Source organism: Bacteroides sp. 1001136B_160425_E2 (assembly GCF_015559655.1).
In the GTDB taxonomy this organism is placed as follows: domain Bacteria; phylum Bacteroidota; class Bacteroidia; order Bacteroidales; family Bacteroidaceae; genus Bacteroides; species Bacteroides luhongzhouii.
The window spans coordinates 327,759-340,735 of the sequence record NZ_JADMQH010000003.1 but is presented as its reverse complement, the minus strand read 5'-3'; the positions used below and the strand labels follow the sequence as shown (position 1 = coordinate 340,735).

The window sequence follows — 12,977 nt, the reverse complement described above, 5'->3', positions numbered from 1 at the left end:
GTTTACAATTCTTTCGCCGAGATCTTTACCACAGCTTGCCGAAGCCCCTCTGAAGTAGCTGTTAGCTCTGCTTTTCCCGGTTTTCCATCATTCTGAATTACAACAAGGCATTTTCCATAAAATGCTTTCCTCTTTTCATCCTTAAAGCGTTCCATCGATATCGGATTTCCGTTGTCCACCCCTGCGATAAAGGCATTACCTTTTACTGTGAAACTCACTAAATTATCAGCATTAGGGCAAAGATTTCCTTTCTTATCCAACACCTCCACAGTGATAAAACACAAATCTTTTCCATCAGCAGTAAGAACAGAACAATCAGGAGTCAGACGAATTTCTGCAGGTTTTCCGGCTGTCCTGATTTCCTTTTCCGCCACTACCTTACCACTTTTACGTGCAACAACCTTCACCACCCCCGGTTCAAACCTTACACGCCAAACTACATGCAGGTTATCGATATCCTTACACTTCACTCCTTGCGATTTTCCATTCACAAACAATTCCACTTCATCAGCCTGATTATAGTAACACCACATATCGATCTCCTGTCCCGGAGTCCAGTTCCAATGCGGGAAAAGATGTAATACCTGTTTGTCCGTCCATTCCGATTGATACAGATAGTAGACATCTTTCGGGAAACCAGCCAGGTCAACAATACCAAAATACGAACTACGCGCAGGCCATCCGTAAGGAGTAGGTTCTCCGATATAATCAAATCCAGTCCATACATATTGTCCACTGATAAAATCATTGTCCCTGACTAATTTGAGGCTTTCCTCGTGAGTGTTTCCCCAAGGCACATGACAGTTTTCATAAGATGAACAGGCAAAAGTAGAATCGACAAAGGGCTTGTCCCAACGTTCGGGCCAGATAAACATCCGGTCGCTGGGCATACGGTAATATCCACGCGTCATCAATGCCGAATTACTTTCAGTAATGATAAACGGCTTGTCCGGGAAATTGGTCGGAGCATTGGGAATATCCTTGTTATGATAATTATAGCCAATCACATCCAATGCGCCGGAACGAAATAAATGGTTCCCGGAATTCGGCTCATTACATCCGGCAGTGACAGGACGGGTAGCATCGAGCTCCTTCACAAAATCCACCAGCTTCTTCGTCAGCAAAGAGTTGATACTTTCTTCTCCTTCTCTGGCCAACATATCAGAAGAATGTCCGAAATTCAAGATCAGATTAGCCTCTTCCAAACTCAACGTATCCGCTTTGGCATCACTCCACTGTTCCAGGACTTCATTACCGATACTCCACATAAAAACAGAAGGATGATTACGGTCACGCAAAATAAAATCATTCAAATCACGTTCATGCCATTCGTTGAAGTAACGTGCATAATCATGCGCCGTCTTTTTCTTCCGCCACATATCAAAAGCCTCATCCATCACGATAAACCCCATACGGTCACAGAGATCAAGCAATTCGGGTGCCGGAGGATTATGAGAACAACGTATGCCGTTACAACCCATTTCTTTCAGAATCTGCAATTGCCGTTCAATGGCACGTGCATTGACTGTCGCTCCCAGGCAGCCCAGATCATGATGCATACACACACCGTTAATTTTTGTCTGTTTGCCGTTCAATATGAATCCTTTCCGTGCATCAAAATTGAATGTGCGAATACCAACAGGAGTAGTATACCTATCGATACATTCCTCGTTTCGCATCACTTTGGTAACCAGTGTATACAGATACGGAGTATCAATATCCCACAATTGAGGTTGCTTTACAGTCAGCTGCTGGGAAAAAACAACCTCCTTACCGGCTTCCGTTTTCCCAGTTGACCGGATTTCAGCAACTTCTCTGCCTTCAGCATCCTGCAAGGATGAACAGACTGCAACATTCTCGTTCGTATCACTTTCATTCACAAGGGTAGTAGCAAGATTCAGTACAGCCTGTTTTTCGTCAACTGACGATGTCGTGACATACGTCCCCCATCCGGCCACGTGTATCGGAGCGGTCTTACTTAGCCACACATTCCGGTAAATGCCACAACCTGAATACCATCGCGAATTAGGTTGCTCCGCATTATCCACACGTACAGCCAGTACATTCGGCTCATCCCATTTCAGATAAGAGGTCAGGTCATAACTGAAACTAATATATCCATAAGGACGTACTCCCAATGAAACACCATTGATAAATACCTCCGAGTTCATATATATTCCGTCAAACTCAATACGGAATATCTTTCCCGTATCGGCTTTATCCACGTTAAAGGTTTTGCGATACCAACCGACTCCCCCTGGAAGTGACCCTCCTCCTGTACCGGAAGGATTTTCCCTGCTGAAATCCCCCTCAATCGCCCAGTCGTGAGGTAAATTCAATACACGCCAGTCATTGTCGGCAAAACCGGGCTGTGCCGCTTGCAGTCCATCTCCTAAATGAAAACGCCAGTCTGCATTAAAGTCGGACCGCTCACGCGGAGATGCGGGGGAAGAGCTGCTACATGCCCCTAATAGGAGCAGACAACCTCCCAGTAGCAGGCAGCTCCCCAGTATCAAATATTTTAGTTTACCAGTCATCATCAACGAATTATCATTCAGGCTACAGTTTCAATGTCTGTTTGCTGCCATTATACTTCACAGTCACCCCTTTCGCATTCAAATCAAACGGTTGGGCTTTTTCCTTATTGACCGTAATCACAGTAAAAGTCCGTTCTTTCAGCATACCCGGAAAGTCTCCTTGGCGTTCACCGATCACTAAAGTCTTGGTAGCTTCATCATACTTCATTGGTATCATGGCATACCTCCCTTGTTCATAGTTATAATTCACACCCTCATCTTCGTATAACGTAAACTCTCCATCCGCTCCCTGATAAATATACAAACGGATATGATCCGCCGGTTTTTCATCCGTATACTGAATATCATCTCCAAATGGTACGATAGCACCGGCACGCACATGCAACGGAATACGCTCATAAGGAGCTTTTATAACCTTTCTCTCTCCTCCAGCCTGAAATTTGCCTGAATAAAAATCATACCAGCCTTCTGATTGAGGGAAATAAATTTCACGACTGCGGTCACCATATCGATAAACGGGAGATACCATAAACGAAGGACCGAACATAAACTGGTCACCAATATTATTCACTTCGGCATCCGCAGTGAAATCCATTACTAAGGGACGCATGATCGTATAATCATCCAACCAGGTCATACCTGCCAACGAATAAATATACGGCATCATATTATAACGTAACTTGGTATAATACACAACCGACTGATAAGCCGGATGCCCTTCCGGCGCAATCTCCCATATTTCACGGAAAGGGTATTGCCCGTGTGCACGATATAAAGGCACAAACACACCGAATTGATACCAGCGGGCATTCAACTCACGCCATTCTTTATAATCGGCGTTTTCCGTCTTTGTCGCATTCCATTGTTTCTGCCCTGCCACATAACGATTCTCTACACAAAAACCACCAATATCCATTGTCCAATAAGGAATTCCACTCATCGCAAAATTCAACCCTGCAGAAATCTGCGCTTTCATATCTTCCCAACGTGTACCGATATCTCCACTCCATGTAGCCGTAGAATAACGCTGCAATCCGGCAAATCCCGAACGGGTCAGCAAAAACACACGTTTGTTATTATCCACCCCGCGCTGACCGTCATAAATCGCTTCCGCATTCATCAGTGCATAAGCATTAAAGAATTCTGTTGAGGAACCTAATGCCGTAGGCCCGCACAAAGCCTTCCTATATTCCAAGTCTGTACAATCACGCACATTCGGTTCGCTGGCGTCCATCCACCAGGCATCTATACCCAACGGATAATAATGCTCATACATCTGTTTCCAAAACAATTTCCGTGCGTCGGGATCATAAGCATCATAAAAACCATAATGGTAACCGGGACCTACCCAATCTTTCAAGCTATCCCTGACAGACTGCTGATACATCCATCCATTCTCGTCGAATTCTTTGAAATGTTCAGTAGTAACATAGAACTTAGGCCATACCGAGATCATCATACGGCCATGCATAGCATGGATTGAATCGACCATTGCTTTCGGATCCGGAAAACGAGCCTTATCAAACTCGTGACTACCCCAGGCATTCTCCGGCCAGTGATTCCAATCCAGTACGATATTATCCAACGGAATTTTACGATCACGAAAACCTTTCAGTGCTCCCAACATTTCATCCTGTGTATTATACTTCTCACGACTTTGCCAGAAACCCATTGCCCACTTCGGCATGACGGGAGACTTTCCGGTCAGCGTACGATAACCGCTAATCACATCGTCCATATCTTCACCAGCCATAAAATAATAATCGAGCTGCTTTGTCATTTCACTCCACCACGATTGTTTCCCCTGTTCTTTCGGATCGACGGGTGTCAATGCACGCAGCCCGCAATAAGACTGCCCACCATCAGGCTGCCACTCGATTTTCAACGGTATACGCTTTCCTGCTTCCAAATGAGCAGCAAACTTATAACTATTAGGATTCCATGCAGTACGCCAACGTTCCGGCACTACCAGCTCATTATTCAAATAAACCTTGACATATCCTGCATAATAAAGAATAAACTTAAATTCTCCCGTTTGAGCAGGCTCTATCTCTCCTTCATAGGTGACGTTAGCCCCCATTAACGGCAGTTTCTTCGGAAGATTCTCAATCGTTTTCAGATTCTCGAAATAAATGGAATCTTCCCGACGAACCAGATTTTCTCCTTTTTTCGGTACATAAGTACCGGTAAGCGCCCCTTCCTGACCTGTCTTATCATAAAGTTTAAAGATACGGTTCAACTGGGAATAATCATTCGGATTACCAAAGCGGCACAACGAATAACTATCCAGTAGTATGCCATAATTTTTATTCGAAACAACAAACGGAACAGATACTTTCGTATTGTATTGGAACAATTCTTCATTCTTGCCCTTATAATTAAATTCATCCGCCTGATGCTGACCTAATCCGTAAAACGCCTCATCTTCGGGAGACTCAAATACCTGACAGATCGTATATCCTTTCGTCCCCTCCACTTCTATCGGAGTAAACTTCTTTCCTCCTCCCTTGTTTTCCTGTAGGATTAACTCTCCGTTTCGATCCGTAAACCACACTTCCCCGGTACTAGTCAGTACGGATGCTTTTACTTCTTCAGTAGACACTGTAATCGTATCGCCATTCTGCACAACGGCAAAGGATGTTTGTTTTTCCTGCGGAACAACAATCAGACTTTGCGGATCGGCAAACTTGCTGTCGGCAGTGGCAGAAACACGGATTAACTTATCTCCCATCACTTGAAGGCGAACTAAACGAGGCCCTCCTATTTCTTTCTGTTGTACTTTAACTATCACACTATCACCTGTCTCTTCGTAGACCTTATTGGAACATGCTCCGAAAAGAAGTCCCGGTAACAGGCAACAGAAAATGTTTTTCATATTCATAATCATACCTACCTTTAGGGTTCAACAATATATTTTCTCATATCGCAAAAGTAAGTACTATAAATGAAAAGTTCCCCTTCTAATGTTTTATAGAAGGGGAACTTTTAAACAGTGACCGGACAATATGTTTTTTTCAAAGGTATCATTTGTTATTTCCCTTCTTTTTCCTGATAAACGGAGGGTAAAACACCAAATTCATCCTTGAAATAACGACTGAAATATTTGGGGTTATTGAAGCCTACTTCGAAGGCCACTTCGGACACATGAAGCTGGCTTTCACGCAATAATTGCGCTGCCCGTTTCAAGCGAATCACGCGGATAAACTCAATCGGTGTCTTTCCTGTGATCTGAAGCAATTTCTTATACAAATGCACACGACTCATACCCAGCTCCCGACTAAGTTCCTCTACCGAGAGTTCAGTACGTGACATATTATCTTCCACATACTTGATTGCTTTCTCTATCAACTTCTCATCCAATGAAGTAATCACAATCTCACTAGGCGCAGGATCAATCATTCCCTGGGTGACACGATGATAACGGCTTAGTTCTATCAGTTTACGGATACGCAACACAAGAATAGTCATGTTGAACGGCTTCGTTACATAATCGTCCGCTCCTGTCTGCAATCCTTCTAACTTTGCTTCGGTATTCTGTCGCGCTGTCAGCAAAATCACAGGGATATGCGCTGTGCGCTTATCCTGCTTTATCAGGCGACACAACTCATTGCCGTCCATTTGGGGCATCATTACATCACTGATGACCAGATCGGGTAATTCTTCCTGCATCATTTCCCACGCTTCCTGACCATTCACAGCCAGTTTGACACGATACTGCAACTCTAGACTATAACGCATAAAGATACGGAAATCTTCATTATCATCTACTATCATCAACAATGGGAAATTTTTGCGTTCCGTTTCCTCCCTGGCTTCCTCTTTCATCTCCTTATCTTCTTCATCCCCGACCGGTATGCCCCTTTCTTCTGGCAACTGCACCTGTGTCTCCACATGTTTTACCGGAAACTGAATAACGAAAACAGACCCCATCCCTATATTATCGAATACCTTCACTTCTCCTTCATGCAAAGTGACAAAATCACGTACCAAACTCAAACCGATACCATTCCCGGTAGTTTCCTCTACTCCCTTATGATTCGCCTGATAGAAACGTTCGAAGATATGTTCCTTGTCCACATCGCTAATTCCTATTCCGGTGTCGGTAATCTTGATTTCCAGTATATCGGGAGTTCCTGCCACATGCTCTACCATCACCGTCACACGTCCTCCTTCGGGAGTAAACTTAAAAGCATTAGAAAGCAAATTCATCACAATCTTTCCTATCTTGTCAGCATCAAAAGCCATCGAGAATGTATCTATACCCGAAAAGAAAGAGAACTGAATATGTTTCTTATCCGCCATCAACAAGAAAGAGTTACAAACACTATGCACATACGAAATGATATCTCCTTCCGACAGAGACAACTGATGAGTACTCATTTCTCCTTTACGAAAATCAAGCAGTTGATTAACCAGATGCAACAACCGTTGTGCATTACGATACATCAATTGCAAACGTGTACTCTGCAATTCATCGGTCGTTTCTTTCAGCATGCCTTCCAAAGGAGAAATAATCAAAGTGAGCGGTGTACGCAATTCGTGGCTAACGTTCGTGAAGAAACGGAATTTCATATTATTTATTTCTTCATTCTTCGCCACCTCATTTTCTATTTGCTGAAGATGAAACTTCTCACGTTCACGTTTCAGCATCCGGTAACGCGCCAGGAAGAGCACGATAACCAAACCGACGGCATACAACAAATAAGCCCACCATGACATCCAGAAAGGAGGATTGACTACAATACCCAGCGTGGCTTCCTTTATGCCGACATAACCGTCACTATTGATCGCTTTCACTCTCAAAACGTACTTTCCCGGAGCAAGATTAGTGAAAGTCACATTGTGTACTCCTAACGGCAGGGTTAACCAGTCATTATTGAACCCTTCCAACTTATACATATATTGAGTTTTCTCCGGCAAGTTATAGTTATCCGAAGCAAAAGATACACTGAAAATGTTCTGCTTATAATCGAACTCTACATTTTCTACATCGTTCAACTCTTTTTCTATCAACACTCTTCCGCCATACGACTGTCCTACCTTCACTGCCTCATCAAACAGCGAAAGACCTGTAAACATCACATTAGGCAGCATTTTATTATAGCGTATATGATCCGGAGCAAAAACATTTACTCCATATAAGCCTCCAATCGCAATGTTCCCATTGTGTAACGTCTTGATAGAACGCTGGTTAAAATCACAGTTCTGCAATCCATCCTCACTATTGTAAGCCCTGGAATCAAAAAGGTAACTCCCTTTTCCGTCCGAAGCTACTGTTACCCGAATCACCTTCCTGCTGGTCGATACCCACATATTGTGCCCCTGATCTTCCGTAATTGCGGCAATAAAATTTCCTTTAGCCTCTGCAACAGGAGACAGATCAAGAAATACATGACGCCTCATATCATACACGTTCAATCCCTCGCGTGTAGCAATCCATATCAATCCCCGGCTATCCTTATACACATGATTAACCGCATCATTCGATATTTTCACGCTACTGCTCTGGCCCTGAACCCTTTTTATTTCACGAGTACGCATATCCATCGTGCCTACTCCCTGACTGGCGGTTCCGAAAAACAATGTATTATCATCTCCCCAACACAAAGAAGTTACATTATTCTCCAACAAAGCCGAGTTATTACTGGTATAAGTTTCAAAAGTACCGGATAACGGTTCCAAACATTGCAAACCACCTCCCAACGAAGCAATCCAGATTCTTCCCTTATCATCCTCCACCAATGCCCAGACATTATTACTCGCCAAAGCATTTCCGGCACCTTCCTTATAAGAACGTACCTGGGAACCATTCATGCAATACAGTCCCCCATTAAATGTCCCGACCCATAATTTGCCATCTTTTGACTTCAGCATAGACACGACCGGATTCGGCAACCGTCCTTCGGCATCTTGCCAGAAAGGTTCCGCCTTTCCTGTAGAGCGATTCCACAAAAGGATTCCATGGTCGTTCGTACCCAGCCACAGTCTATTTTCATCCGCCTGTTCAATGCAGGTTATATCTCCCCATTCATACATATTGAACTTAAAGATACTTTCGCTATAATAAGATACTCCTTTCTTATAAGTGCCTACCCACATGATACCATCCCTATCAGCATATAAGTCATAAATGGTATTATGAGGCAAGCTCCGTCCATTATCATCGTGGGCAACAAGAGAAGTCACTTTCCCCGTTTCTTTCTCAAGCACGTCTATACCGTCATAATCTTTTCCAACCCAAATCCTGCCTTCTATATCCTGTGCCACCGCATGAATAATTACGTCCGGACGTGACGACCAAATAGCGGTCAAGTCTGTCCGCCAACTTTTTGTCCCGCAGTCATACGCCCATATTCCCATAAGGCTGTATGCCCAAATGCAATTGTCTCTATCGACAAAGAGCGAAAGCTCTATTGTCTTTCCTGTCGGCATCTGCTTTGTTATCTCATCGGACTTCCATTTAATCGCTAACGTGGCACGATCCAAACATACAAGCAGTCCTGTATTATAAATCAACAAAATCCCATCACTACATTCCGCTATTTCCGTCACTCCATATTCCGGCAACGAATGTTCCATATATGAAAAGAAAAGTTTCTTTCCTCCTTCCTTGTAACGATAGCATCCTTCACCTGCCACACTAAGCCACGTATTCCCTTCCCGGTCCACAAAAATCTGTTCCGGAACTCCCCATGACTCCATATTTTTCATGAATCCAGTAACATCAGTGATAAAACAATCCCGCTCCTTATCAAACAACACATAGCCTCGGGCCGTATTTATCCAAAACCGTCCATCAGGCATTTCCACAATATTTGTGATATAGTTATCCGGTAAAGATCCCGGATCATTCTCGGCGTGCTGGTAAATCTTAAAAGTATATCCATCATAGCGGTTCAGTCCGGTAGTCGTACCAAACCACATGAATCCATCCCGATCCTTATAAATAGTGTTTACAGAATTATTAGACAATCCGTCCGACACTTCCAAGTGTTTGAACAAATATGATTGCGCAGACATAATCCACGAAGTGAGAAGTAAAGCTAACAATAAAAGGCTCTTTCTTATCATGTTTTTCAGATTTGTACAAAGGAAATAAAATATTATCAAACAGCCAAGAAAAAGAGCCTGCGGATTATTTGACAGAATAAACAGCAAGCGCATCCAACGAAGAGGCCAATGCAACCAAAGCAGCATTCCAGTTAATGGCCACTTCATTGGAAGCATAAGAATCTTCCGTATCTACATACGACTCATCCGGACCGGTAGTAGGATAAAAAGCCCCGTCCTGCTGTCCCGGATTAGGCCCTCCAACAAGAAACCCCGGAATGGGAGCTTCTATGCCATCTGATGCCGAAAGACGGTGATGAGGATGCTTCGGACTCTTTGTTCCAAGTCCCGTCACATAACAGAAACCTGTTGCATTTCGTCCCAATATATAATCCATGTTTCTATAGGCATTAGTCAGATAAGCTTCTCTGCCAGTCAGAAGAGATGCATACATTAACGATACCCCCTGATTAATACATTTCTCCGCAAGGCATCCCCAAAAGAAATCTTTGGCATCATTACCATAAGGAGCGTGAAATGGAGTCTGTTCGGCTCCTTGTATGACTTTATCTGCATATTTCAAAAGTTCTGTTTTCAATGAATCGGCAAAACGACGGTCGGCTTCATTTAATTCTCTGCCTGGTTGAAGCCATGCAAATATACCTAATGCAAATGTATTTCCCCATCCTGGAGCTGTGTATACTTTGGGAGCCTTTTTTATAGCTTCTTCCCTGTATATCTCTTTCCCGGTTGAGAAATAGAGTTCGGTAGCCGCCCAGAAAAATTCATCATCTGCATGTGTATCACCATATTCTCCTGTAGCTATTGCTGGTTGAAACTCCTGATTGAGCAGATTCTGATTATAAAAGGCTTCCGGATGCTTTTCCGCCCAGGCATAAGCCTTCTCCGCCGCCAGCAGAGCACGCTTGGAAAATCCCGGATAATCTTCCTCATAAGAGGAAAACAGGCGGGAGGACTGTGCCATGACAGCTGCAAAGTCTAAAGCGGCAGTGACTGATTTCTGCACGACATAACGTTGTTGTTTACAGTCAACAGGTTTCACAAAACCTTCAAAAAAGGGAGTAGTCAATTTATGATATACTCCTCCATCTCCAGGGTCCTGCATTGACAACATCCAATCTAAATTAGATTGCATTTCGTCCAATAGATCGGGAGTATGGTTATTGCTCTCCGGAATATTTGTATTTTGCCGGGAAAAGTAATCCGGAAACAACTGGTAAATAGACTGCATCAAACCTATTGAATAACCGGAATTCACAATATACTTATTATAATCGCCGGCATCATACCAACCTTTGGAGGAAGAGACAATCGTTCCTGCAGGACGATTGGGGGAAGCAGCACTGGAATGTATCAATACATGATTATCCGGATGCCCGGTCGGCCTGCTCCACTGCCCTGCATATTGTTCTTCAATCGGCATTGCGGTACGCTGATAATAAAAAGACTTCAAAGCCGCATCAGCCAGAAGAGATAATACACTGTCTTTTATTTGGAAAGTAACCGATGCTCCGTTCACTTTCAGCACATATTTCCCCGGAGTTGTTACAGCACTAAAATCCAGCGTCGTTCTTGTTTTATCGGACCATGCTGACTTTGCTGTATATAAAGATTTTCCGGCAAACACTTGTTTACCGGAAACAGCATCCCATATTACAAACTCCTCAACCTTTCCACTGTCTACTACGGCTATTTTCTCTTGATTGGGATAGTAACCCAGTTGATTCAATCGGACAACGTCGTTTGACATCACACTCGTTGAAGGAGTACACGCAACCACCAACCCACTCAATATCCCAAACAGAGCTATATATTTTACTATTTTCATATATTTACCCAAAAAAGAAGGAGAAGGTAAACGGTTCGTCATACCCTCTCCTACTTCATTCAAATCATTATTTTCTCACGATACGGAAATTATCGAAATAAACTTCAATAGTAGCTTCGCTACCACCAGGATTTGTTGCATATACACCTATATGAGCAGAGTTCCTATTCAAAAACTCTTGATATGTAGCATCTGCGACAACAGAAGACAAAGGTACGGAACATTGCATCCATTTTCCTGTTTCTGTCTTTCCTGTAAAAGAACTCACCGGAACATACCCGCTTAATGCAGCATCAAAGTTCTCACACATTGCAATTTGGAAAACAGGTCCGGTAAATACTTCTTTTACAAAACATTCAAACTGTAATTTCAAGTCACCAATCGGTGTATTTCCCGGAAGAACGTTTGTATTTACCCATTGAGCGTTAGAATAACTTTGCTTCCACCAATAGTTATATGCACTCACTGTCCCGGTAATGCCCAGACAAGTTCCCGTAGAAACATAAGGAGCTGAAGAACCATCTGCCACTACAAAGCTACAATCTCCCCAAACATGACTACCGATTCCATCGTAATTCAGTATCACATTCTCCACAGGATAGAACACAGCCGAAAGCTCTCCTGTACCTCCGCCAGTAGTTACCGAAATCTTTCCTGAATGAGTAGGTGCCTGCGGCAATACAAAACTAAGCTCATCGAAAGCATCCGATACTGTTATATCGGCAACAGGTATATCAAACTCTCCATTCACATTAACATTTGATACTTGAATAAAATTCTGCCCGGTAATAGTTACCATACTCCCCACAACTGGCATCGTCGAACTAATTCCTGTAAGCACAGGTTCAGGAATAGTGGTCTTAAATTCAATGACCGCACTGCTCGTATAACATTCCACAACAAGATATCCTTCCTCAATCACATTGGCAGGAACCGTCAACGTAATCCGACCATAATTATTGGTTACTTGATAGTCAACAACTTTCTGAATATTTACCGGCCTTTTTCCATCATCAGACGGCTTCTCTGTAGAGAAATAAAGTCCCTGTACTTCATAGAAATTTCCACCGATAAGAACCAGTTCATCTCCCTCCTCTATCGGATAGGTAGCAGCAATACGTGTAATATAAGGAGCCGGGGACAGAACATGCATATTATATAAAGCTACTCCATGATTTGTTTCTACACGAAGTTCCCCTTTCAGTTCCGGGTTCTCTCCCAGTAGTTCCAGTTCGGCAGGTACAGTCAATATGATATTTGTCGAGGTTACATAATTCCTATTGAAACTGACCTCTTGATCGTTGATATACACTTTTTGTGTTCCACCCAAATGTTCTCCGACCACAACGATCATTGTTCCCGGATTTACATCAGTAAAAGTACTGTCTGCTTTAGCCGGATCTGTTACTCTTATATAATGAATAACCGGTATAGCATCATCGTCATCATTTTGGCAAGAGACAACTACCAAAAAGGGCAGGACTAACAACCCTATCAGGAACAATCTCGTGTCTAAATATTTATATATTGATTTCATAAGT

General features: G+C 43.1%; 5 protein-coding genes. All 5 read right to left on the bottom strand.

Going from position 1 to position 12,977, the window contains the following annotated elements; translation table 11 throughout:
* Positions 1-2: 2 nt before the first annotated feature.
* Entirely contained in the window at positions 3-2,540 is a 2,538-nt protein-coding gene (locus tag I2I04_RS04480) for a glycoside hydrolase family 2 TIM barrel-domain containing protein (RefSeq protein ID WP_195654431.1), read from the bottom strand.
* Between the two features lie 19 nt (positions 2,541-2,559).
* Entirely contained in the window at positions 2,560-5,424 is a 2,865-nt protein-coding gene (locus tag I2I04_RS04475) for an alpha-xylosidase BoGH31A (protein ID WP_195654430.1), read from the bottom strand.
* A 143-nt stretch (positions 5,425-5,567) separates the two neighbouring features.
* A complete protein-coding gene (locus I2I04_RS04470; protein WP_195654429.1) occupies positions 5,568-9,608 on the bottom strand; it encodes a two-component regulator propeller domain-containing protein in 4,041 nt (1,346 codons plus the stop codon).
* 64 nt (positions 9,609-9,672) lie between these two features.
* Positions 9,673-11,436: a glycoside hydrolase family 9 protein gene (locus I2I04_RS04465; RefSeq protein ID WP_195654428.1), complete on the bottom strand. Its 1,764-nt coding sequence runs from the start codon at positions 11,434-11,436 to the stop codon at positions 9,673-9,675.
* Between the two features lie 67 nt (positions 11,437-11,503).
* Entirely contained in the window at positions 11,504-12,973 is a 1,470-nt protein-coding gene (locus I2I04_RS04460) for a glycan-binding surface protein (protein ID WP_195654427.1), read from the bottom strand.
* Between the last annotated feature and the right edge of the window lie 4 nt (positions 12,974-12,977).

What these genes read in the sequence shown, in the direction of transcription:
- I2I04_RS04470 (WP_195654429.1), bottom strand. Translation starts at nt 9,608, where the DNA reads ATGATAAGAAAGAGCCTTTTATTGTTAGCTTTACTTCTCACTTCGTGG.
- I2I04_RS04465 (WP_195654428.1), bottom strand. Translation starts at nt 11,436, where the DNA reads ATGAAAATAGTAAAATATATAGCTCTGTTTGGGATATTGAGTGGGTTG.
- I2I04_RS04460 (WP_195654427.1), bottom strand. Translation starts at nt 12,973, where the DNA reads ATGAAATCAATATATAAATATTTAGACACGAGATTGTTCCTGATAGGG.
- I2I04_RS04475 (WP_195654430.1), bottom strand. Translation starts at nt 5,424, where the DNA reads ATGATTATGAATATGAAAAACATTTTCTGTTGCCTGTTACCGGGACTT.
- I2I04_RS04480 (WP_195654431.1), bottom strand. Translation starts at nt 2,540, where the DNA reads ATGATGACTGGTAAACTAAAATATTTGATACTGGGGAGCTGCCTGCTA.